This is a genomic window from Nocardia transvalensis, assembly GCF_015477765.1.
GTDB classification, from domain to species: domain Bacteria; phylum Actinomycetota; class Actinomycetes; order Mycobacteriales; family Mycobacteriaceae; genus Nocardia; species Nocardia transvalensis_A.
In genome coordinates, this window is the sequence record NZ_JADLQQ010000006.1 from 476,501 (window position 1) to 497,783 (window position 21,283).

The following is a 21,283-nucleotide window of genomic DNA, read 5'->3' on the forward strand; positions in this document are numbered from 1 at the left end:
GATCATGATGTAGATGACTCGGCGGCAGGCGTTGGTGTGGGTGTTGTTGTTGGCCGCGGTGCTCGGCACCGCGGAGGTCTTGGGGCGGATGGGTTTTCCCGCTCCGGCGATGATCGTGGCGCTGATCGTGGGTGCCGGGCTGGCATTGACCGGCCGGCTGCCCACACCGCTGCCGCGCAACGTGTCGGTGGGCGTGCAGGCCATGCTCGGGGTGCTGATGGGTAGCTACCTCGAGGTGGCGCTGCTGGGGTCCATCGGCTGGGCCCTGGTGCCGGTGCTGCTGGTCACCGTCGCCACCCTGGGTCTCAGCGTGCTGGTGGCGGTCCTGTTCGCCCGAATGGTGAAGATGGACCTGCCGACCGCGACGCTGGGGATGATGGCGGGCGGGTCGGCCGCCGTGGTGACGTGTGCCGACGAACTCGACGCCGATCCGCGCCGGGTGGCGTTCATGCAGTATCTGCGGGTCGGCTTCGTCGCGCTCACCGCGCCGATGCTGGCGACCGTCCTCGGCGACGGTGACGGTTCCGGCTCGGCCATCGTCGGCAGCGTGACCAATCCCGATCTCCCGGCCTGGATGATCGTGGGCCGCGGCGACCAGGTGGCCGGGCTGTCGATCGCAATCGTGTTGTGCCTGGTGGGAATTCGAGGCGGCCGGTGGCTGGGGCTGCCGAATGCGGCGCTGCTCGGTCCCATGTTGCTCACGATGGCGCTGACCGCGGCCGGGGTGAGTCACGGTTACGCGCCCACCCATCTGTTGAAGCAGTTGCTGTTCGTCTTCATCGGTTTCGAGGTCGGGACCCGCTTCACCCGATCGGTGGTGCGGGAGATGGCGCGGCTGATCCCCGGGATGACGGCCGCCGTCGTGGTGCTCTCCGGGCTGGTCGCCGCCGTCGCGCTGAGTCTGGCGCTGTTCCTGGATCTGGAACTGTCGGACCTGTATCTGGCCACCACGCCCGGCGGCATCAATGCCGTGCTGGCCGCCGCCGAGGGCATGAATGCGAATATGCCGCTGATCACCAGCGTGCAGAGCATTCGCTTGGTGCTGATGGTGCTGATGCTGCCGCTGGTCATGCGCATGCTGCGCCGGTGGGCGCCGCAGCCGGTCGAGTCCGTCCCGGCGGGCGATGCCGATGTCCTGGCCGACCTCGAGTTCGAGGCCGACGGCGCGCTGGCGAATGCGCCCGGCGATCGTGCCATGCTCCCCGCTGCCGGTTCTCGCTGACGCCTGCCCCGGGGAGGTCCTCGAACACCTGCCCGAGGAGTTCTAGAACACCTGCCCGAGGAGTTCTCGAACACATGCCCAGGGCTTGCCCCTGGGCCGTGTCCGAGCCGTTACCGAACAGGTGTCACAAGACCTGAAAATACGGGCAAACGACCCTGGTCCAGCGCGACACGGCGATTTTTTCCGTGATCCATGCCACTGTCCGGACCCTGCCGAATGCGCTGGTCAGCGGTTTATAGCCAGCGTGGACGGGCAAGGGGGCGGGGGTGAAACGCCGTTTGTTCACCTTCGGTTCAGTTTACGTTAACCTACCGCAATCATCCTGTGACCTCGTTGGAAACAGACCTCAGGTCTGAAAAGCACGAGGAGTAGTCAACGCTAATGCGGAACACGATCGCGTCGGCGGCGCCGCGGAGCGCCGCAGCCGCCGGGCCGTCCGGCCACTACTGAGTCGCGTCGTGTCGACGGGGAGTTCGTCTCTCCCCGGTCCCATACCCAATAGCAGCCAGCGCTTCGGGTGAGTCCAGAAAGGGGCCCGCCCTGGCTTCGCGCTGCCTGCTGCCGGCCGGCGACGGCCGACAGAGAGTAGGAACCACGTCGAATGTCGAAGTCTCCCAACAGCAGTAGAGCCAAGGCGGTCGCCCGGACCGCCGGATCCGCGGCCCTCGCCCTGACCGCCCTCGCGGCCGTGACCACCGCCGGTGGGCAGCGGACCGAGGCGGTGCAGCCGGTCGCGCTGGCGTCGACGATCGCCGACTCCGCCCAGCCGGCCGGACCCCAGGCCGTCCCGGCCGCAGCCCCGGCGCCGATGCCGGCCCCCAAGCCGCTGCCGATCCTGCCGCCGCCGCCCCCGCCGCCGCCGAGCTACCCCGACAACCTGGACGGCTGGATTCACCAGGCGCTCGACATCATGTCCGCCCATGGCATTCCGGGCAGTTACGACGGCATCTTCCGCAACATCATGCGGGAGTCCACGGGCAACCCCCGGGCCATCAACCTCTACGACTCGAACGCCGCCGCCGGCATCCCGTCCAAGGGGCTGCTGCAAGTCATCGATCCGACCTTCCGCGCCTATCACGTGGACGGGACTTCCTGGGATATCTACGATCCGGTCGCCAACATCGTGGCCGCGTGCAATTACGCGGCGTCGCGCTACGGTTCGATGGACAACGTCAGTTCGGCGTACTGACTGGCGCTCACAACAATATGGCAGCAAAATCGATGCAAACTACAGATTGGTGTGATCACCGCAGGGTATAACCGCCCTTGTAGCAGTTCTGGCAAACCGTCCGGAGTGGCTAGATAGCGAAGGGATGGGTCGTGTACACCTCCAGTTTGGCTATCGATTTCCAGCAGGGGATGTCCAACGCGTGGAGTTCCATCGCCACGTTCGTCCCCAAATTCGTCGGATTCGTGGTGATCCTGGCCGTCGGCTGGATCATCGCCAAGGCGGTCGCGAAAATCGCCGACCGCATACTGCGCCGAATCGGATTCGACCGGCTGGTCGAACGGGGCGGCATCCAGGACATGCTGTCGCGCAGCCGGTACGACGCCACCGATATCCTGGTGAAGCTGGTGTACTACGCGATCCTTCTGATCGCGCTGCAGATCGGCTTCGGCGCCTTCGGGCCCAATCCCGTCAGTGACATGCTCAATGGCGTCGTCGCCTGGCTGCCGCGGGCCGCGGTCGCCATCGTGATCGTCTGTATTGCGGGCGCCATCGCGCGGGCGGTCATGGATCTGGTCGCCAATATGCTCAGCGGCCTGTCCTACGGGCGGATGCTGGGTCGGATCGCGGCGGTGTTCATCTGGGGCGTCGGCATCATCGCCGCCCTCAACCAGATCGGTGTGGCCACGTCGGTCACCATGCCGATCCTGATCACCGTGCTGGCCACCATCGGCGGTGTCCTGGTGGTCGGTGTCGGCGGCGGTCTGATCCGTCCCATGCAGCAGCGCTGGGAGGGCTGGCTGGACACCGTCGAAGGTGAGATGCCGCAGCTGAAGGGGCACGCCGAGGCCTATCAGCGCGGGCGCGAGGACGCCGCCCGGCAACGCCAGATGCAGCGCGAGCAGTGGGCCAGGGGCGAGGGCAGGGGAGAGCCCGCCGGTCCCCGATGGGCGCCGCAGATGGCCGGTGCGAGCGGTTACGGCACCGAGCAGCAGCAGATGGGTGGCGGGGGAGGCTACGGCTCCGGTCAGCAGATGGGCGGCGGAGGCGGCTACGGCCCCGGCCAGCAAATGGGCGGCGGAATGGGGCACGGCCCCGAACATCGCGGGGAGCCCGATTACGGAATGCAACAGGGCCCCCGCGAACACCATCACGGCCATAGTGGCCCTCAGCAGGGGTACAACACCGGGCCGCAACAGGGCTACGGCGGTCCGGGCCGCGGCGACCGCGGTGACTCCGGCTACGGGGACCAGTCCGGCTACGGACACCCGCCACAGCGCCGGTGACCCCCTGTCGTCCCGGCAAAAAGCGCGCCGGGACGACAGGGAATGGGGAGGGAGAGGGAGTGTGGAGGGCCCGGGACGAGAGGGTGTGTGGACGGCCCGGGACGAGAGGGAGTGTGGACGGCCCGGGACGAGAGGGAGTGTGGACGGCCCGGGACGAGAGGGAATGGGGACGGCCCAGGACGAAGGGATTACGGACGCACGCCGGAACGACGGTTTACCAACGTCGTTCCGGCGTGCTTTTTGCCGGAATCAGGACTTTTGCGCGGCCAGCATGCATACTCCGGCGAGGCGGAGTTGGAGCCAGTCGGCGCTCAGCCAGCCGTCGGGGTCGCGGGGGGCGTGGAGGGCGGCTCGGCCGGAATGTTCCAGGAGGCCGCGGGCGTAACCGGCCAGCAGGACGCTGCCGGGGACGGTTGCCGAATTCTCCACGCCCAATTCGAGAATGTCGCGGACGGCCGCGGCGTGCTGGTCGAGGGCTGCCGACACCGCGGGGGCTTCCTGGGCGGCGGCTAGTGCCGGGGCTCCGTGGGAGGAGTGCAGGCGATTGAGGGTCTTGCGCGCCGACACTTCGAGCAACGCGGAGCCGAGCAAAAACACCTGGTCATACTAGCAATTCGGCAGCATCGCCAGCACTGTGATGTTTCACAAGGCCGCGTCAGCGAAATGCCTTGGACCCGGTGAGCGCCTCGCCCAGCACCAATTGGTGGACCTCCGCGGTGCCTTCGTAGGTGAGCACCGACTCCAGATTGTTGGCGTGCCGCAGCACCGGATAGTCCAGGGTGATGCCGTTGGCCCCCAGAATGGTCCGGCATTCCCGAGCGATCGCCAGCGCCTCGCGGGTGCTGTTGAGCTTGCCCGCACTGACCTGCTCCGGCCGCAGCGCGCCCCGGTCCTTGAGCCGGCCCAGGTGCAATGCCAGCAGCTGCCCCTTACCGAGTTCGACGGCCATATCGGCCAGCTTGGCCTGGGTCAGCTGGTAGGCGGCGAGCGGTTTGTCGAACACCTCGCGGGTGCGGGCGTAGTCGATCGCGGCGCTCAGACAGTCGCGGGCCGCGCCCAGCGCGCCGAACACGATTCCGAAGCGCGCCTCCGACAGGCACGCCAGCGGTCCGGCCAGTCCCTCGGCGCCCGGCAGCATCGCATCCTCGGGCAGCCGCACCCCGTCCATATCCAGTTCCGCGGTGATCGAGGCCCGCAGCGACAGCTTGTGGTGCATCTCGCGGGCGGTGAAACCCGGCGAATCGGCGGGCACCAGGAAGCCGCGGATGCCGTCCTCGGTCCGCGCCCACACCACGGCCACATCGGCCACCGACCCATTGGTGATCCACATCTTGGATCCGTCCAGCACCCAGTCCGAGCCGTCACGCTTCGCGCGGGTGCGCATGCCGCCGGGATTGGAACCGAAGTCGGGCTCGGTCAGCCCGAAGCAGCCCAGCGCCTGTCCGGCCGCCATCTCCGGCAGCCACCGCTGCTTCTGCTCCTCCGAGCCGTACTTGTGGATGGCGGTCATGGCCAGCGATCCCTGCACCGAAACCATGCTGCGCACACCGGAATCCACCGCCTCGAGCTCCAGGCAGGCCAGGCCGTACTCGGTGGCCGAGGTGCCCGCGCAGCCGTAGCCCTCGAGATGCATGCCGAGCAGCCCGAGCTTGCCCAGCTCCGGCGCCAGCTCGCGGGCCGGGAACGTGCCCTGCTCGAACCATTCGGCCACATGCGGGCGCAGCCGCTGCTCCCCGAACACCCGCACGGTCTCGCGGATCTGACGTTCGGTGTCGGTGAGCAAGGAGTCGATGGCGAAGAGCTCGTCTAGGGTGACCATGACCCCACACTATCGGGCGACCGACCCGGACGATGCCCAGTTCATCGCCCGATCCGGCATCCACTGGTCACGCACGGTTCACGGGCCGGAGGGATCGCAATCGGACGCAGCCCATAAACTCAGCCCGCATGACCGACGATCAGCTGGGGTTCTCCACACGGGCCGTGCATGCCGGATTCGATCCCGATCCGCAGACCGGCGCGGTGAACGTGCCGATCTACGCGAGCTCGACCTTCGCCCAGGACGGCGTGGGCGGGCTGCGCGGCGGCTACGAGTACGCGCGCACCGGCAACCCGACCCGCACCGCGCTGGAGGCCAATCTGGCCGCCCTCGAATCGGGGCGGCACGGGCGGGCCTTCGCCTCGGGCATGGCGGCCTCGGACTGTCTGCTGCGCGCGACGCTGCGGCCCGGCGACCACCTGGTGATCCCCAACGACGCCTACGGCGGCACGTTCCGGCTGATCGACAAGGTGTTCACGCAGTGGGGCATCGAGTATTCGGTCGCGCCGGTGTCGGATCCGGATGCGGTGCGCGCGGCGCTGCGGCCGACGACGAAATTGGTGTGGCTCGAGACGCCGACCAACCCGCTGCTCAATATCGGCGATATCGCCGCGCTGGCCGATATCGCGCACGGTGGCGGCGCGAAGCTGGTGGTGGACAACACCTTCGCCTCGCCGTATCTGCAGCAGCCGCTGCTGCTCGGCGCGGACGTGGTGCTGCATTCGACCACCAAATATCTGGGCGGCCACTCCGATGTCGTCGGCGGCGCCCTGATCACCGACGATCCGGAACTGGACGCGGCCTTCGGCTTCCTGCAGAACGGTGCGGGCGCGGTGCCCGGCCCCACCGATGCCTTCCTGACCATGCGCGGGGTGAAAACCCTTGCGGTGCGGATGGATCGGCACTGCGACAACGCCGAGACGATCGCCGGTTTCCTCGCCGATCACCCGGCCGTCTCGCAGGTGATCTACCCGGGCCTGCCCGAGCATCCCGGATATGCGGTGGCGCAGAAGCAGATGCGGCGTTTCGGCGGCATGATCTCGGTGCGTCTGCACGGCGGTGACCGGGCCGCTCGCGATTTCTGCGCGCGCACCCGGATCTTCACGCTCGCCGAATCGCTGGGCGGGGTGGAATCGCTGATCGAACACCCGGGTGCGATGACCCACGCATCGACCGCGGGTTCGGAACTGGAGGTGCCCGCGGATCTGGTGCGGCTGTCGGTCGGCATCGAGGACATCGGCGATCTGCTGGCCGATATCGAGCAAGCCCTCGGGTGACGCCTCGGGCGGCGCAATGGCCGGAAATGTGACGAGGCGGCCGCACCCTAGGGGATGCGGCCGCCTGGTCCGGTCGGTCGGGCTCGGGTCGGCGACGGTGCTGCATCCGCCGCCGGAGGGCCCGAGCGCCCTGCCGGAGACGTCAGCTGTGGTAGGGCTCCGCGCTCACCAGGGTCACCTTCATGGTGTTGCCGTTGGGCAGCGTGTACTCGCGGGTCTCGCCGACCTTGGCGTCGATCAGCGCGCCACCGAGCGGCGAGTTGGGCGAGTAGGTCTCCAGGTCGGAGCTGCCCAGGCCCTCCTCGCGGGTACCGATGAGGAACGTCTCGGTGTCGGTCTCGTCGCCGTCGTAGTAGACCTTGACGACCGAACCCGGCAGTGCGACACCGGAAACCGAGGGTGCCACGCCCACCTTGGCATTGTTCAGCAGCTCCTGCAGCTGGCGAATGCGAGCCTCCTGCTGGCCCTGCTCCTCGCGCGCCGCGTGGTAGCCCCCGTTCTCCTTCAGGTCGCCTTCTTCGCGGCGTTCGTTGATCTCGGCCGCGATGACCGGACGGTTGGCAATGAGCGCGTCGAGTTCGCCCTTGAGCCTTGCATGCGACTCCGGTGTGAGCCAGGTCACGTTCGTCTCAGTCATCTCGATCACTCCCTAGTAGTTGTTCCCGGCAAGCCGGGATTCCCTGATTCCGCCGCCGTACACCTCCTGCCGGAGGCGCACGACAGCAGTGGACGGCTAGAGCGATCCCTGGGGGATGTCCTCTCGAACCCCGACAGGCCCTGTTCCGCAGGCACCTGAATGCCCGGAACCGTCAGCGCTGGCCGCCAATGCAGCAAACACGGCTCCGAACTCCGGAACCGTGTATCGGCCCATTTTAGCACGATTTACAAATTCGCAGGTCAGGGCCGCCTCCCTGCACTTCAGGCCATACCCGTTGGGTGCCGCGGTAGTCGCGTAGAGGCCTGCGTCAGGCGGGTGGCCGGATTCCGGGCGTACCCGACAAGTTACCTATGTGCTCGCAAGATCAGGCGTTCTGTCGGCGTGTCTTCAGTCGGCGCGCAGATAGGGCGGGACCTTGCCGCTGCAGCCGTAGATGTTGCCGTTGGCGGGGCGGGCGGTGCTGCGGACGGTCGTGGTCAGCTCGACCGTACCGCTGGTCGAGGCCGGGATCAGCACTTCGCGGCGGCCGACCTCGGCGCCGTCGGTGTCCATCGCGCGCACGAAACAGACCACGGGCCGGTCGGGATGTTTGCGGGTGAGCTTGAAGTGGACCTCGACGGTGGAGTCGTTCACCAGCGTGTAGCCGAGTTGGTCCGGCTCGATATCCTTCGGGCCGTACTGGCGATATCCGACATAGGCGACGACCACTCCGAGCACGATCACCACCGCGCCCAGCGCGAACGCCGTCCAGCGGCGGTTGCGGCGGGGTCGCTGTCCGTAGCGGTCGGCTACCCGGCGGGCGGCCTCGGGACCCTCGAGACCGGACCGGTCGGTCGCCTCGCTCATGATCTGGTCGCTCCCGGGGGGTAGGTCGGAACAAATGAAGGTCGAATGGAACTATAGGGAGTGGAGATCGGCGCGAGCGGTCGGGCCCGCGCCGCCTGACTCGACACCCGCGGCCGAGAGCGATGAGGTGAATACGGTGAGCGACGAGGTGAGTTGGACGTGAGTGGACTTCGCCTCATGGCGGTACATGCCCACCCCGACGACGAATCCAGCAAGGGCGCCGCGACGACCGCGAAATACGCCGCGGAGGGCAACGACGTTCTCGTCGTCACCCTGACCGGCGGCGAACGCGGCTCGATCCTCAATCCGGCGATGGATGTGCCCGGCATCCTCGACCGCATCGAGGAGGTGCGGCGCGAGGAGATGGCCGAGGCCGCCAAGGCACTCGGCGTGCGCCAGCACTGGCTGGGGTTCGTCGATTCCGGCCTGCCCGAGGGCGATCCGCTACCGCCGCTGCCGGAGGGCTGCTTCGCGCTGGTGCCGCTGGAGGAGGCCACCGAGGCTCTGGTGCGCGTGGTGCGCGAATTCAAACCGCACGTCATGACCACCTACGACGAGAACGGTGGCTATCCGCACCCGGACCACATCATGTGCCACAAGGTGTCGGTGGCCGCGTTCGAGGCGGCCGGGGATCCGGAGAAGTTCCCGGATGCCGGTGAGCCGTGGACGCCGCTGAAGCTGTACTACGACCACGGCTTCAGCATGCAGCGGTTGGAGGTGTTCGCCGCCGAGTACGAGCGGATCGGCGAACCGTTCCCGATGCAGGACTGGCTCGACCGCATCCGCAGCGTCGCCGCCGAGCGCGGTGACGTCATGTCCCGGGTGACCACCCAGATCGAGTGCGCGAAGTACTTCCCGCAGCGCGACGACGCCCTGCGCGCGCACGCCACCCAGATCGACCCCAACGGCGCGTTCTTCGCCATCCCCCTGGAGATGCAGCAGCGGCTGTGGCCCACCGAGGAATTCGAGCTGGCCCGGACCCGGGTGCGCACCGAGATCCCGGAGACCGATCTGTTCGCCGGTATCCGCGAGGCCGAGGACGCCGATGCCCTCGCCGAGGACGCTCGCGCGATCGAGGACCCTGCCCGATGACCTTCGCCCTGCTCGCTCAGAGCACCACCAACCCGACCGGCCCGGAATTCGGCAAGGCCTCCCCGCTGGGCCTGGTCATCATCCTGGTCCTGCTCGCGGGCACCGTCTTGCTGATCCGCTCGATGAACAAGCACATCAAGGGCCTGCCCGCGGAATTCTCCCCCGAACACCCGGAACCGGACCAGGAGGCCGACGAGGGCACGGAACCGGGGATCACCCACCGCGACGAGGAGACTCCGGAAGACTCGTCGGACGAAAAGCCAACGAAACCATCGGCATCCGCGAAACCCGATAGTCCCGCCTGACTTCCCAGATCCCGGCACGTACCCGACTTCCTTGTTCCCGGCACGTACCCAACTTTTTGTTCCCGGCACGCTTTCGGCCGGGATCAGAAGCGGGGGTCGTGGGTGCGGTGGCGGCAGATGTCGCAATCGCAGTCGAAGTAGCCGATGCCGGCGCTGCCGTGGGCGCCGCGGCGTTCGGCCTCCTCGAGGTCGGCGTACCACGGCCGGCGTACCGGTGCGGGTCGAGGGGTAATGGTGTCCTTCATGTCTCTGACATACCCAGTCGGCGGGGTATCGATTGGTTACGGTTCGGTACGCGCGAATGTGCAAGGCTGGATGTGTGAACCTTCTCGGTGATGCGACCTCCCCGTACCTTCGTCAGCACGCGGACAACCCGGTGCACTGGCGGCCGTGGGATGCGGCCGCGCTGGCCGAGGCGCGCGCCCGGGACGTGCCGATCCTGCTCTCGGTGGGTTATGCGTCCTGCCACTGGTGCCATGTGATGGCCCACGAGTCGTTCGAGGACGAGGCGACCGCGGCGCTGATGAACGACAACTTCGTCTGCGTGAAGGTGGATCGGGAGGAGCGGCCGGATCTGGATGCGGTCTACATGACCGCCACGGTCGCCATGACCGGTCAGGGCGGCTGGCCCATGACCTGTTTTCTCACCCCGGACGGGGAGCCGTTCTACTGCGGCACCTACTACCCGAAGGTGCCGCGCGGGGGTATGCCGTCGTTCACGCAGCTGCTCAGCGCCGTCACCGACACCTGGCGCAACCGCCGCGACGAGGTGGATCAGGCGGCCGGGCAGGTGGCCGAGGCGCTGCGCTCCCAGTACGACGGGCTGCCCGACAGCGCATTGACCGTCACCGCCGAACTGCTGGGACATGCGGTGGCCACCGTGCTGCGCGATGTCGATGAGCGCTATGCCGGATTCGGTGGCGCCCCGAAGTTTCCGCCGTCGGCACTGCTGGAGGCGTTGCTGCGCCACTACGAACGCACCGGTGACGACCAGGTGCTGCAGGTGGTGTCGCGGACCACCGAGGCGATGGCCCGGGGCGGCATCTACGACCAGCTGCGCGGCGGCTTCGCCCGGTATTCCGTCGACGCCGCCTGGGTGGTGCCGCATTTCGAGAAGATGCTCTACGACAATGCCCAATTGCTGCGCGCCTACGCGCATTTGGCGCGCCGGGCCTCCGATACGCCCGGTGCGCAATCGGTTTCGTCGCTGCCGTGGCGGATCACCGAGGAGACCGCGCAGTTCCTGCTCGACGACCTCGGCACGGCCTACGGCGGATTCGCCTCCGCCCTGGACGCCGACACCCAGGTGGAGCCGCACGGTCCGGGCGTGGAGGGCGCCACCTATGTCTGGACACCCGCGGAGCTGACCGCCGAACTCGGCCCGATCGACGGCGCCTGGGCCGCGGAGGTTTTCGGCGTCACCACGGCCGGCACCTTCGAACACGGCACCTCGGTGCTCACCCGATATCGCGATCCGGAGGACACCGCACGGCTCGAGCAGGCCCGTAAGAGGTTGCGCGAGGCCCGCGCCCGCCGACCCCAGCCGGATCGCGACGACAAGGTGGTCACGGCCTGGAACGGGATGGCGATCACCGCCCTCGCGGAGGCCGGTGCCGCGCACGGCCGCCCCGACTGGGTGGACGCGGCGGCCCGTTGTGCGCGGTTCCTGGTGGACCGGCACATCGTCGACGGCCGCCTGGTCCGTGCCTCGCTCGACGGCGCCGCCGGTGCGGCCGCCGGTGTGCTCGAGGACTACGCCTGGCTGGCCACCGGCCTGCTGGCGCTGTATCAGGCCACCGCCGAGGCCGAGTGGCTGGAGCGGGCGCAGCATCTGATCGACGCCGCCGTCGAGCATTTCGCCAATCCCACCGAGCCAGGCACCTGGTTCGATACCGCCGACGATGCCGAAACCCTCGTCACTCGCCCGCGCGATCCGCTCGACGGCGCCACGCCCTGCGGGGCGTCCGCCTTCGCCGAGGCGCTGCTGACGGCCTCGGTGCTCAGCGATCCGGCGCGGGCGTCGCGGTATCGGGAGCTGGCCGAGCAGACCCTGGCGCGCGGTGCGATCGTGCTCGCACGGGCGCCGCGCTCGGGCGGGCACTGGCTCGCGGTGGCCGAGGCCGCCCTGCGCGGACCCCTGCAGGTCGCAATCGCGGTGCCCGACGGGGGCGATGCCACCGAATTGAGTGCTGCCGCCCGCTGGTTCGCGCCCGGTGGATCGGTGGTGGTTGCGGGGCCGCGGGATTCGGCGCCGCTGCTGGCCGCGCGCCCGCCGGTGTCCGGGCGGACCGCCGCCTACGTGTGCCGCGGCTCGGTCTGCGATCTGCCCGTCACCAGTGCCGACGAGCTGCGGGTATCGCTCACCTCACGGCCATAGCGGAAGGGTATGGCAGTAGGGGTCGCTCGGCCCGGTCGCTTGCCGACCCGCTGTTCGCCCGGCAGGATGACCTCGCCAACAGCAATTCCCAGGTCATCGATACCGCATGCGCAGGGAGCCCTCGTGAGTAAGCCACGTCGTCAGAACCGTTCCGTCCTGCTGTCGCCGCGCGCCGCAGTGGCGACGGTCGCCGCCGCGGCGGCGGTGGCATCGATCACAGCCGTGGGCGCCACCACGGCCGCCGCGCGGCCGATCGGCGCCTTCGATGTGGGCGGTGCGATCGAGGCCGAGTACGACCGGGCCGGGGGTTTCGCGACCTTCGGCAATCCGATCTCGCCGGAGTCCGATGCCGCCCGCGGCGGCAAATTCCAGGTCTTCGAGAAGAATATCTCGATCTACTGGTCGGTCGGCACGGACGCGCATTATGTCGGCGGGTTCATCCGCGACAAGTGGGGGTCGCTGGGCTGGGAGAACAGCCCGCTCGGCTATCCGATCACCGACGAACAGAAGGCGCGCAAGGGCGACGGACGCTACAACCTGTTCGACGGCGGCTCGGTCTACTGGTCGCCGAAGACCGGCGCGCACGCGGTCTGGGGTGCCATCCGCGACACCTGGGTCAGCAACGTGGCCGAGGCGGGCCGCTACGGCTACCCGACCAGCGACGAATACGACTACCAGGGCGGTAAGGCCCAGGACTTCCAGGGCGGCCGGATCACCTGGCATCCGTGACGCGCTCGGTCGGCGGGATATCGGTCCAGCAGTCGGTGGGTTCCTTGCGGCCGCGCAGCTGAATCGTCTCGTACAGCACCCATTTCCCGCGTTCGTGTTCGGCGGCGGCGTCGATCACGGCCCGGCTCACCAGGATTCGCCGTGACACGTGTTTGGCCTCGGCGGTCAGGCGCGCGGCCTCGTTGACGGCATCGCCGATCACCGTGTACTCGAGGCGGGTGTCGGTGCCGACGTCACCGGCGAACACCAGCCCGCGCGCCACCCCGATGCCGATATCCAGTTCCCCGACGGCGGCCACCTCGTCGCGGATGCGCCGGGCCGCGCGCAGTGCGGGAGTGGCGTTGTCGCGCAGGGCGATCGGCGCGCCGAAGATGCACAGCGCCGCATCGCCCTCGAACTTGTTGACCAGCCCGCCGTTGTCCTCCGTCGCCGAGACCACCGTGGCCAGCAGGCGATTCAGTTTGGCCACGAATTCCCGCGGTGCGAGTTCGGTGGACAGTTCCACCGAACCCACGACATCGACGAACAGCGCGGTGACGATCCGGACGTCGCCGGTGAGGTCCAGCCCGCCCGCCAGGGCGCGCTCGGCCACCTCGGTGCCGACGTGGCGGCCGAACACATCGCGCATCCGTTCCCGCTCGCTCAGGTTGGTGGCCAGCTCGTTCACCGAATGTTCCAGCCGCCCGATCTCGCTGGCGCTGCCGACCGGCACCCGGACGTCCAGGTCGCCGCGGGCGATGCGGTCCAGCGCCCGGCGCAGGGTGCGCAGCGGCGCGGCGACCGCGCGGGCCAGGGTGGCGGTGGCCAGCGCGCCCACGGCGAGCCCCACCAGGGACATGTAGATCGCCGTCCGGATGCGGTCCTCGGCGTCGACAGCCGGGTCGGCGAGCACGACGATGAGCATGAGCAGTGGCATCGCACCGGCCACCGCCCACGACACCACCAGCCGGTTGAGCACTGTGGAACTCCAGTGCATCGTGCCGCCGAGCACCGCCGAGACGATCGGGATGACAGGGCGGGTCAGCCGGTCGACGACGAGGAAGGTGAATCCGGCCGATTCGAGTGCGCCCAGGGTGAACATCGCGGCGATCACCGCCGTCGCACGGGCAGGGACGACGTGGGAGAAGATGGCGGTCACGATGGCCACGCCGGGTAGCCAGATGGCCAGCGCGCGGGCGGTGATCGCGATGGGCACGTTCAGCAGCCGGCGGGCCTCCGCATCGCTGGGCCGCCGCCCCTGATCGAGCCAGCCGAAGTAGCGGAAACGGTCTCGAACGGCGAGCACGATGCCGACCACCGCGCCCAGCGTGGGATAGATCGCGGCCTGCCCCAGCGCGGTGACCCAATCCGGACCGAGGCGGCCGAGAAACCCGCTGAGCCACAGCTCGGTCACGATCACCCCGAGCCCGCCGAGATTGCAGGCCAGCACCACCGCCGACAGCCCCCACGGCGCCCGCAGCGCCCACAGAATCAGGCGGGCGATCATGTCGACCAACGGGTCGCTAGGGCGTCAGGCAGCACGAATCAGCAGCATAGAACCCGAATGCCGACCACCGGCCTTTTCCCGTGATCTTGCGCGCCCTCGTGCCCGGCACGCCCTTCACAGGAGCACGACCAACCAGACGGCGATGTAGTGGCACAGCGCGGCCACAACCGTTGCCGCATGGAAGAACTCGTGATGGCCGAAGGTGCTCGGCCACGGATTGGGCCATTTGGCGGCATACAGGATCGCGCCACCGCTGTAGGCGAGCCCACCTATGAGCAGCAGCACCATCGGCGCCACCCCCACGTTGTGCGTCATCGTCGCCGCAACCGGCACGATCGCCCACCCCAACAGCAGATACAACGGCACCCCCACCCACCGCGGCGCCGTCGGCCACAACAACTTCAACCCCACCCCACCCACCGCCCCCGCCCACACCACGGCCAGCAGCGTCGCCCCTGTCCGCCCCGGCAACCCCAGCAGCGCGAACGGCGTATAACTACCCGCAATGAACAAGAAGATCATCGAGTGATCGATGCATCAGTCAAGCTACCTATCTGTCTTGCCTGATCAGACGGCATTTCTACCACTTCAACCCCCATTGACGCTTTTCGCTACGGGCCGCTGAAGACCCCCAAGACTCGGTTGTGACCAATACACCCGAAGCTTGGGGGTCTTCGCACCCTACCGCTCAGGCGGCATCCGTCGTACGGTCCAGCGCCTCGTGCGGCCCAATGGCAGGGGGCGCGGCATTCGGTCTGGCTGCCTCCATTTCAACGGCCCGGAGCGTTCTTCGCTGCATCGAGCACGATCGGGCGCGTGATGATCGCATCTTGCCGTGCCCGTCTTCCTACACGCTCAGACGTTGCCCAGACCCGCGGCGTTGGGGCCTTGTATCAGCAGCGCGACGACGTGGATGACGAGCTGATGCAGTTGGCGGAGTCTGAGGACTTCACGATGAAGCAGAAAGCGGTGATGAGTGCGAAGCTGAAGGCGAAGCGCGAACGCCTGGATGCGGGATCCAGCATGCACAGGAGAAGGACGTGATTCCGCACCTGATGGCGTCCGATAACGTTGTCGCCGAGTGGGAGTCGCCAAGTGTGTCGGTGAAGGCGAAGATCATCGCCCCATCCATGATGGTGACGGTGTTGCCGATCCAGGGGCGGAGGAACGGCGCACCATTCGACCTGAAGTTCGTTCGGATCGAATGGAAACCGGCCGCCTGGGCTGTCGTGAGATCGTTGGAGGCGTGAAACCCCCAAGTTTCGGAAACTTGGGGGTTTTCGCATTCTACTTCTGTGTCTGCGATATGGACCGTTACCCGGTGACGGCTTGCCACAACGCTAACTCAAGACATCACCAACGGACCGGGAGCCGATGATCGACCTTCACATTATCCTCGGCGACTCCCAGCCGAGCCTCGGCCACCTCCACGAAGATGTCTTTCTTCACCCGGAATATATCCTCGTCGAACCAGACCACGGTGAAACCGACCGTGCCACTGCCGTCCTCGTCGATATCGACCTTCACCAGCCGGATCTCGCACGGCACCGCCGCTCCGCGGCGGGCTGCCGCGCGCCTGCATGTGTCGTGGGTGGCTTCGATCTCGCTCAGGCAGGTACCGACACCGCCGATACTGGCCAGGGCGAACTCGACGGCCGATTCGGCGACGACGTCCCGGTCCGACGGCAGTTCGTCCGAGAGCCCGACCGAGACACCGGACAGATCCTCGAACGGGTCGGTCACATGCATACCCACCATGCGGCCCAGCGATTCGAACGACGGTGTTGCAACGGTCTGTGACAAGACAGTCTCCTCCACGGTAGTAATCGGACACTTCCGGAACTTCCCGCTCATACTGCCAGCACAGCCCGCAGGCCGCATCGCTGGGGGTGCCACTCAAATAGTGCTTACGACAACCAAATTCAGCACTCAGGCATCACGCCCGGATCCTTCACCATGATACCGAGGCGCTCGGTCAGGGTTGCGTGACAACAAGATTTGCTGGCTGAGGTTTCGATAAATACTGGTAACGAGACTCGCGATGAATGAGACGAAGATCACGCGGTGGCTGGGTGTGCAGCCAGAACCTTTGCCCTCTTCGTGTCGCGCCAATGGGCGCGGTTTGGATAGCGGAGGCCCCGAGCTTGAGGGTAGGGCATCCACCGAAGGGCGATGCTGACTGTTAGACGGCGGAGATCGGCTTGCGTTGTGTGCCTGTGGTTTTGACGTGGTTGACGATGTCGGACAGCCCATCAGGAAGATGGTTGCCATTCCTAGCAACTGCCCGATTGCTCGCTTGCCTCATTGCTTTGAACTAAGGGTCGAAGACATCGTTGACATCTTGAGTCGGGCGATATTTCCAGTGTTCACAAGGTCTTTGCTTGCGGTTGGTGGGTGTGCTGGTGGGTGATTGCGGCCCATCCGTAGCAGGTGATGCCGACGCAGGCGATCACCCAGGTGGTCTGGTGGCTGTCTGGGTATCCGATCCCGGGGTGGGTGTAGTTGAGAATGCCGACGATGACGACGGAGAACCCGCCAAGCCCGAGAAGGATCAATGACAGCTGACTGCCTGCTGGTCGTGGGTAGACGAGGATCGCCGATGCGAGCGTGACGAAGCCTGTGATCAGGATGGTCGTCGCGATGAATGCCGGGTAGATGCTGGGGATCAGGTCTGTGGTGGTGCCCAGTCCCAGGCCCAGGTAGATGGTGATCGACATGGCAGCGAGAACCGCTGTGGCTGCCTTGATCCATGGTGTGACGTGATTGACCGACCATATGAGGGAGATGTGGACGCAGACCCCGCACATGGCGACTATCCCTGCGATCTCGCCGCACCATGCCATGACCGCATTTGCTCGACCGATGGTCGTTGCGGTGATCATGAACAGCAGACGGAGGGCCTCTATCGCGGTGTACACGCTGAGCGCCGCCTGAGCGAAGGTCATCGACCTGCTTTGTGTGCGTTCCGGAGTGCCGCGCCGCCCGTAGGCGCCCGCAGCAGTGGATGCACTGGCCACGATGGCGGCTACCAATCCCACGATCAACCGAGTAAACCCTTTCTCGCCTTTTCCCGTCGGCTGCGCCACGAGGACGCCTCCCGCTCCGCATCCTTGTTAGTTCCGGACGGAATCTTATTCGTATCCATCGGTTTGGATGTTTCAGTCGAATCCCATTGTGCTGGACCGGGTTCACCAACCCGACCCTTGAGTTCCTGGACAGTGTTCTCGATGAGGTCGAGGAGGTGGGTCGTTGCTGCGGGTCGGACGTCCAGCGATCTCGCTGCCTCGATGATCTCCCCTGGCGTCACATGCCCTGACCAGATCAGGGCGAGTACGGGGTTCTGTTCGAACGCATGTGCGAATGCTATCACGGCGTCGGACGGGGGCTCGTCAATTTTGACGTGGCGCCGGACGTAGTTCGCATCGCGACCCATTCGAGCGCCTACTGCCCGCTCGGAGCCGCCTTCTGAGATCGTTTTGAACCAGTCGCGCCAGTTCTGGGGTGTGTTCATCAACCTCAGTGTGCCTCACTTTTGATACATACGCAATCCCTCTGAACTGCGCATATGCGCAGTCGCGACTCGAATCGGCGACTCAGATTTGATGCATCGTGGTTGCGCCTTCATCGTTCCCGGTGGTTAGCTCGTTGCCAGATCGGACGGGCCGGACACCGGCCGACGACAGAGAGGGGACGAGGGATGCGGATCGGGGCGACAACGGTTCGGCTCGATGTCGACCTGTTAGACGTGTTGAAGGCGTTGCACGGCTATACATCTGACGAGGAGCTGGCCAGGGTTCTCGGGGTCAGCCGGGCGACGTTGCACAGAGTTCGAGGGGGCGCGGAACCGAGCGGATTGCTGATCGCGAGCATGGCGCTGGCGACGGGGAAGCGGGTTGATGAGGTTGTTCAGCTCGTTCCGATAGGACCGAAACGACCGGCAGCGTAATGAAGGGAGCCCCAGTGGCACACATCCCGGTTCGAGTCCGGGAGGGGCGCGACGAAAACCCTGATCAGGGTTAGTCATCTCTTTTGATCCTTTGGAATTTCATTATGGCTACTCCCTTGCCGAAAACGGCTCTGAAAGACGGAGGGTCTTACGCCACTGTCAAGCGCTCGCCGGGCCGCGATCTGGCCGGTCAGAGGCAGTTTCGCGCCAGATCGCCCACCGTAACGCACAACCCGCGAGAGGACCCGCCGCATGCACAACCGCGAACCACAGGTTTCCTGCCTCAAAGACAGCGAACGCCGATCCAAGCCGCTAACCGACGAACAGCGGGAACGTATCCTCACAATCCTGCGAAGTTCTCCCACGTACCCACACCGGGTAACTAAATCCAATTAAAGACCAAGCCCTAACGCGGTGTTTTAGCCGGTGTTCGACTCCCGGCTAGGGCGCAACCCTATTTCTTCACTCCCTGCAACCCGTCCTTGGCGGAGCTATGTCCGGAGCAGGTGAGCGTGTTCTTTCATAACTCCACAGTGTGACGCCTACTAACACTGCTTATTCAAGCTTTGAGAGGCCAGAGTATGGGACGGCAAATAATGCAACCCTCGCCGGTCCTAGACCGCTCCTTATGCAGTGGGAGCGAGGGAAACGGTTCTCTCGAAGGAAATTCGTACGGTGAACTGTGCGGATTCTCCCTTTGGCACTCGGGAAAGACCGAGGAGCCTTATCCACTCTCGGTAGTGCTGCCCGTTCGCAGTCGGGCCTAAGGCGCTTCCAATAATAGGAGGGAAAGAGTGAGATTCGCTCAAGAACAAATTGAGGCATTGGACAGTGCGGCCGCCATCGCGGCGAACTATTATGCCGCTACCGGTGACCTCTCCGCATGGCGGCTAGTTACCGACTTGGCTGACTTCCGAATCGTGGCGATCAACGCTCGTGCAGTCGAGGCGGTTTGAATGACCGACTACAGCGTCTTGCGTGACCGCTGGGGGAGACCATTGCTCTACCCACGGGATGACCTCAGCTACGAGCTTTACCGCCAGCACAAGGCCGCTGGCGTCATCGAGCGAGAGCCCTACACACGGGCGAGCACCATGGCCAAAGCCTTGGATGATCAGTCCGGCCTTATCGGCTGGGCAAAGGCCATGGTTGCTATCGGCCTGGTCAAGGAACGGTCTCTAGGTGCTCGTGTGGCGTCCCTGCTGTCCCGAGACGGGGCCAACGCCTATGCCAACAACAAGACCGCCTTGCGGGACATTACGGAGAAGGCTATGACGGCCGCGGGTTCGGGCCGGGCGGCAGACAGCGGTACAGCGTTCCATGAGTTCACAGAGATCATTGATGATGGCGGCTGGCCTGAGTACATGCCTTATGAGGCTGAGGGCCCCATGCGGGCCTACGCCGATCTCATGCAGAAGGCTCGCGCTCGGGTTCTCGACAAAGAGCCCTTCCTTACGGTTGATGAAATTCGGGTAGCTGGTTCCATGGACAAGCTCCTGAATGTCGACGGTATGGTCATGGGCGGTGATGTGAAATCCGGCGTAAACAACAGCAAATACCCGCTAGGTGTGACGTGTCAGTGCGCTATCTATGCCCATGGCGAACGCTATAACCCTGAGACGGATGAGCGCTCACCGCTCCATCCTGATATCGACCTGAAGCAGGCTGTTCTTATCGAGATTCCTCGTGAGAAGAACAAGTACGGCAAGTTCGAGGCCGCTATGTACCTGCTGGATATTGATTACGGCTGGGATGCCGTTCAGCTTGCCCTTGATGTGAGGGAAGCTCGCAAGATTCCGAAGCTGAAGCGAATCGCCTGATGTTCGAGCTATCGCTCATGGTCCTCATTCTCTTCATGTTGTTCGTTGTCTGGATCGCTACGAAGGATCAATATCTACGATGAACGTTTATCAGACTGTCGCCGAGGTTATGCGCGAGGTTGGCGCGGTCCGCAAGGATCAAAAGAACCTGGCGCAGAAATTCAGTTTTAGAGGCGTCGACCAGGTAGTGAACGCCTGTGCTGGCCCTATGCGTAACCATGGCCTGATCGTCGCGCCCATCGGTACGAACTTGGACGTTCGGGAGATCACCAGCGGCGGCGGCAAGCGTCAGGCTTGGGTGACGGGCACAGTTCAGTACGGGGTGTACGGCCCCGAGGGCGATCGTATGGCCGACCCGATCGAAGCGGGAACCGAGGCAACCGATTTCGCCGACAAGGCCACAGCCAAGGCCATGAGCGTTGCCTACCGCATCGCGCTGTTGCAGCTATTCAACTTGCCGACCGACGACCCGGACCCGGATAGCGAGTACGTCGAGCGGTCTGCGACCAAGAAGGAACCTCAGCCCGGTAGCCCTGCCGCTAAGGCACGTGAGATCGACGCCAAGAAGAAGGCCGCGGCCAAGGCCAAACCGAATGATACACAGGTTATTCGAGACAACATCTTTGCTGAGTGCAAGGCGCGGAACCTAAGCCCTGATGACCTGCGCGCCAAGTGGGCAGAAGTCGGCGGTACCGGCAAGATCACCGAATGCACCGATGAAAGCCAGCTTGCCGCGCTGTTGTCGGCAATCATCCTCAACGGTGACGAGTGATGCGGTACGAGCACATCGCAGATGTCCCGGACGGAATGACCGTCTTCAGCGGGCCCGCACCGATGCACATCTATCGACGGTGGCCCAAGGCCGTGGCCGGCAAAGAGTACGAGTTCGAGCGCCTAGACCGCGCCAAAGGGCCAGTTCAGCTTGTCACTGAGCACCAGGTGCAAGCGTTCGCGCCGTTCCATCAATACAAGGATTGACCATTGAGCCACATGGAGGATTGGCGAAAACGCGGCGTATGCGCCAATGACAACCCGCACCTATGGGACGTGGACTATCTCCCGCCCGCAACCAGTGAGGCAGCGAAGCGGGAACGGGCCCGGATCGCTCGCGACCGCTGCGCAGGCTGCACGGTGTTCCGTGAATGCGCTGAGGATGCCGTTAGGCCGATGCGTTCGGTTGACGGGTTCCCTTTGCATACAACGGGAGTGATTCGCGCGGGGGTGATCACGTGAGCGCGCTTGCCGAGTTGGC

Annotated in this window: 24 protein-coding genes and 1 pseudogene; 15 read left to right on the plus strand and 10 right to left on the minus strand. The window is 65.7% G+C overall.

Annotated elements, in window-relative coordinates; genetic code table 11:
* The first annotated feature begins 13 nt into the window (after positions 1-13).
* The 3 genes from IU452_RS20150 (at position 14) to IU452_RS20160 (ending at position 3,676) form a co-directional block, all read left to right on the plus strand.
* Positions 14-1,222 (plus strand): AbrB family transcriptional regulator, encoded by a 1,209-nt coding sequence (locus IU452_RS20150; RefSeq protein WP_195110633.1) that lies wholly within the window; start codon positions 14-16, stop codon positions 1,220-1,222.
* Between the two features lie 601 nt (positions 1,223-1,823).
* The gene (locus IU452_RS20155) at positions 1,824-2,411 is read left to right on the plus strand and encodes a transglycosylase SLT domain-containing protein (RefSeq protein WP_195110634.1); all 588 of its coding nucleotides are present in this window, start codon (positions 1,824-1,826) and stop codon (positions 2,409-2,411) included.
* Between the two features lie 131 nt (positions 2,412-2,542).
* On the plus strand, positions 2,543-3,676 hold the full coding sequence (locus IU452_RS20160) for a mechanosensitive ion channel family protein (protein ID WP_195110635.1): 1,134 nt from the start codon (positions 2,543-2,545) through the stop codon (positions 3,674-3,676).
* A gap of 249 nt (positions 3,677-3,925) precedes the next feature.
* On the opposite strand, the gene IU452_RS20165 is transcribed toward IU452_RS20160, so the two are convergent.
* Both IU452_RS20165 and IU452_RS20170 read right to left on the minus strand, forming a co-directional pair.
* Entirely contained in the window at positions 3,926-4,273 is a 348-nt protein-coding gene (locus IU452_RS20165; RefSeq protein WP_195110636.1) for a DUF6401 family natural product biosynthesis protein, read from the minus strand.
* 58 nt (positions 4,274-4,331) lie between these two features.
* Entirely contained in the window at positions 4,332-5,495 is a 1,164-nt protein-coding gene (locus IU452_RS20170) for an acyl-CoA dehydrogenase family protein (RefSeq protein ID WP_195110637.1), read from the minus strand.
* A 128-nt stretch (positions 5,496-5,623) separates the two neighbouring features.
* Here IU452_RS20170 and IU452_RS20175 point away from each other — a divergent pair, with 128 nt between their 5' ends.
* On the plus strand, positions 5,624-6,772 hold the full coding sequence (locus IU452_RS20175; RefSeq protein WP_195110638.1) for a cystathionine gamma-synthase: 1,149 nt from the start codon (positions 5,624-5,626) through the stop codon (positions 6,770-6,772).
* 142 nt (positions 6,773-6,914) lie between these two features.
* Here the strand turns inward: IU452_RS20175 and greA are convergent, their stop codons facing one another.
* Together greA and IU452_RS20185 are read right to left on the minus strand one after the other, a co-directional pair.
* A complete protein-coding gene (gene greA / locus IU452_RS20180) occupies positions 6,915-7,409 on the minus strand; it encodes a transcription elongation factor GreA (RefSeq protein WP_195110639.1) in 495 nt (164 codons plus the stop codon).
* A 408-nt stretch (positions 7,410-7,817) separates the two neighbouring features.
* Positions 7,818-8,276, minus strand: coding sequence for a DUF4307 domain-containing protein (locus IU452_RS20185; protein WP_195110640.1), 459 nt, complete (start codon positions 8,274-8,276; stop codon positions 7,818-7,820).
* Between the two features lie 159 nt (positions 8,277-8,435).
* Between IU452_RS20185 and mca the strand changes: the two genes are divergently transcribed.
* Both mca and IU452_RS20195 read left to right on the plus strand, forming a co-directional pair.
* Positions 8,436-9,368 carry a mycothiol conjugate amidase Mca gene (gene mca / locus IU452_RS20190; protein WP_324192715.1) on the plus strand — a complete coding sequence of 311 codons (933 nt, stop codon included), beginning with the start codon at positions 8,436-8,438 and terminating at the stop codon, positions 9,366-9,368.
* Positions 9,365-9,673: a hypothetical protein gene (locus tag IU452_RS20195; protein WP_228818278.1), complete on the plus strand. Its 309-nt coding sequence runs from the start codon at positions 9,365-9,367 to the stop codon at positions 9,671-9,673. The genes mca and IU452_RS20195 overlap by 4 nt, the downstream gene beginning before the upstream one ends.
* Before the next feature lie 83 nt (positions 9,674-9,756).
* Here the strand turns inward: IU452_RS20195 and IU452_RS20200 are convergent, their stop codons facing one another.
* The gene (locus IU452_RS20200; RefSeq protein ID WP_195110641.1) at positions 9,757-9,918 is read right to left on the minus strand and encodes a hypothetical protein; all 162 of its coding nucleotides are present in this window, start codon (positions 9,916-9,918) and stop codon (positions 9,757-9,759) included.
* A 56-nt stretch (positions 9,919-9,974) separates the two neighbouring features.
* On the opposite strand from IU452_RS20200, the gene IU452_RS20205 reads away from it, so the two are divergent.
* Together IU452_RS20205 and IU452_RS20210 are read left to right on the plus strand one after the other, a co-directional pair.
* Positions 9,975-12,050, plus strand: coding sequence for a thioredoxin domain-containing protein (locus tag IU452_RS20205; protein ID WP_195110642.1), 2,076 nt, complete (start codon positions 9,975-9,977; stop codon positions 12,048-12,050).
* 123 nt (positions 12,051-12,173) lie between these two features.
* Positions 12,174-12,779 carry a hypothetical protein gene (locus tag IU452_RS20210; RefSeq protein ID WP_324192716.1) on the plus strand — a complete coding sequence of 202 codons (606 nt, stop codon included), beginning with the start codon at positions 12,174-12,176 and terminating at the stop codon, positions 12,777-12,779.
* On the opposite strand, the gene IU452_RS20215 is transcribed toward IU452_RS20210, so the two are convergent.
* Positions 12,763-14,265: an adenylate/guanylate cyclase domain-containing protein gene (locus tag IU452_RS20215; RefSeq protein ID WP_195110644.1), complete on the minus strand. Its 1,503-nt coding sequence runs from the start codon at positions 14,263-14,265 to the stop codon at positions 12,763-12,765. The genes IU452_RS20210 and IU452_RS20215 overlap by 17 nt on opposite strands.
* Positions 14,266-14,379: 114 nt before the next feature.
* Positions 14,380-14,796: pseudogene (gene trhA, locus IU452_RS20220) on the minus strand (PAQR family membrane homeostasis protein TrhA); the annotation flags it as partial.
* 285 nt (positions 14,797-15,081) lie between these two features.
* On the opposite strand from trhA, the gene IU452_RS20225 reads away from it, so the two are divergent.
* Together IU452_RS20225 and IU452_RS20230 are read left to right on the plus strand one after the other, a co-directional pair.
* Entirely contained in the window at positions 15,082-15,309 is a 228-nt protein-coding gene (locus IU452_RS20225; RefSeq protein ID WP_195110645.1) for a hypothetical protein, read from the plus strand.
* On the plus strand, positions 15,306-15,515 hold the full coding sequence (locus tag IU452_RS20230; protein WP_195110646.1) for a hypothetical protein: 210 nt from the start codon (positions 15,306-15,308) through the stop codon (positions 15,513-15,515). Before IU452_RS20225 ends, IU452_RS20230 begins: the two co-directional genes overlap by 4 nt.
* A gap of 103 nt (positions 15,516-15,618) precedes the next feature.
* Here the strand turns inward: IU452_RS20230 and IU452_RS20235 are convergent, their stop codons facing one another.
* The 3 genes from IU452_RS20235 to IU452_RS20245 all read right to left on the minus strand — a co-directional run bounded on the left by IU452_RS20235 (position 15,619) and on the right by IU452_RS20245 (position 17,776).
* Positions 15,619-16,068 (minus strand): hypothetical protein, encoded by a 450-nt coding sequence (locus tag IU452_RS20235; RefSeq protein WP_195110647.1) that lies wholly within the window; start codon positions 16,066-16,068, stop codon positions 15,619-15,621.
* Between the two features lie 563 nt (positions 16,069-16,631).
* Positions 16,632-17,351 carry a hypothetical protein gene (locus IU452_RS20240; RefSeq protein ID WP_195110648.1) on the minus strand — a complete coding sequence of 240 codons (720 nt, stop codon included), beginning with the start codon at positions 17,349-17,351 and terminating at the stop codon, positions 16,632-16,634.
* Entirely contained in the window at positions 17,306-17,776 is a 471-nt protein-coding gene (locus IU452_RS20245) for a hypothetical protein (RefSeq protein WP_195110649.1), read from the minus strand. Before IU452_RS20245 ends, IU452_RS20240 begins: the two co-directional genes overlap by 46 nt.
* A gap of 1,229 nt (positions 17,777-19,005) precedes the next feature.
* Here IU452_RS20245 and IU452_RS20250 point away from each other — a divergent pair.
* The 5 genes from IU452_RS20250 (at position 19,006) to IU452_RS39535 (ending at position 21,264) form a co-directional block, all read left to right on the plus strand.
* Entirely contained in the window at positions 19,006-19,167 is a 162-nt protein-coding gene (locus tag IU452_RS20250; protein WP_195110650.1) for a hypothetical protein, read from the plus strand.
* On the plus strand, positions 19,168-20,031 hold the full coding sequence (locus IU452_RS20255; RefSeq protein ID WP_195110651.1) for a hypothetical protein: 864 nt from the start codon (positions 19,168-19,170) through the stop codon (positions 20,029-20,031).
* Positions 20,032-20,110: 79 nt separating this feature from the next.
* Entirely contained in the window at positions 20,111-20,803 is a 693-nt protein-coding gene (locus IU452_RS20260) for an ERF family protein (RefSeq protein ID WP_195110652.1), read from the plus strand.
* The gene (locus tag IU452_RS20265) at positions 20,803-21,009 is read left to right on the plus strand and encodes a hypothetical protein (protein WP_195110653.1); all 207 of its coding nucleotides are present in this window, start codon (positions 20,803-20,805) and stop codon (positions 21,007-21,009) included. The genes IU452_RS20260 and IU452_RS20265 overlap by 1 nt, the downstream gene beginning before the upstream one ends.
* Positions 21,010-21,021: 12 nt before the next feature.
* Positions 21,022-21,264, plus strand: a complete 243-nt coding sequence (locus IU452_RS39535) for a WhiB family transcriptional regulator (RefSeq protein ID WP_416382341.1) — start codon at positions 21,022-21,024, stop codon at positions 21,262-21,264.
* Positions 21,265-21,283 lie beyond the last annotated feature (19 nt).

Excerpts from the sequence above, each read along its gene's own strand:
- IU452_RS20255 (WP_195110651.1), top strand. The coding sequence starts at position 19,168 with ATGACCGACTACAGCGTCTTGCGTGACCGCTGGGGGAGACCATTGCTC.
- IU452_RS20195 (WP_228818278.1), top strand. The coding sequence starts at position 9,365 with ATGACCTTCGCCCTGCTCGCTCAGAGCACCACCAACCCGACCGGCCCG.
- IU452_RS20215 (WP_195110644.1), bottom strand. The coding sequence starts at position 14,265 with ATGATCGCCCGCCTGATTCTGTGGGCGCTGCGGGCGCCGTGGGGGCTG.
- IU452_RS20185 (WP_195110640.1), bottom strand. The coding sequence starts at position 8,276 with ATGAGCGAGGCGACCGACCGGTCCGGTCTCGAGGGTCCCGAGGCCGCC.
- IU452_RS20175 (WP_195110638.1), top strand. The coding sequence starts at position 5,624 with ATGACCGACGATCAGCTGGGGTTCTCCACACGGGCCGTGCATGCCGGA.
- IU452_RS20155 (WP_195110634.1), top strand. The coding sequence starts at position 1,824 with ATGTCGAAGTCTCCCAACAGCAGTAGAGCCAAGGCGGTCGCCCGGACC.
- IU452_RS20170 (WP_195110637.1), bottom strand. The coding sequence starts at position 5,495 with ATGGTCACCCTAGACGAGCTCTTCGCCATCGACTCCTTGCTCACCGAC.
- IU452_RS20150 (WP_195110633.1), top strand. The coding sequence starts at position 14 with ATGACTCGGCGGCAGGCGTTGGTGTGGGTGTTGTTGTTGGCCGCGGTG.
- greA (WP_195110639.1), bottom strand. The coding sequence starts at position 7,409 with ATGACTGAGACGAACGTGACCTGGCTCACACCGGAGTCGCATGCAAGG.
- IU452_RS20245 (WP_195110649.1), bottom strand. The coding sequence starts at position 17,776 with ATGAACACACCCCAGAACTGGCGCGACTGGTTCAAAACGATCTCAGAA.
- IU452_RS39535 (WP_416382341.1), top strand. The coding sequence starts at position 21,022 with ATGGAGGATTGGCGAAAACGCGGCGTATGCGCCAATGACAACCCGCAC.
- IU452_RS20265 (WP_195110653.1), top strand. The coding sequence starts at position 20,803 with ATGCGGTACGAGCACATCGCAGATGTCCCGGACGGAATGACCGTCTTC.
- IU452_RS20205 (WP_195110642.1), top strand. The coding sequence starts at position 9,975 with ATGTGCAAGGCTGGATGTGTGAACCTTCTCGGTGATGCGACCTCCCCG.
- IU452_RS20260 (WP_195110652.1), top strand. The coding sequence starts at position 20,111 with ATGAACGTTTATCAGACTGTCGCCGAGGTTATGCGCGAGGTTGGCGCG.
- IU452_RS20200 (WP_195110641.1), bottom strand. The coding sequence starts at position 9,918 with ATGAAGGACACCATTACCCCTCGACCCGCACCGGTACGCCGGCCGTGG.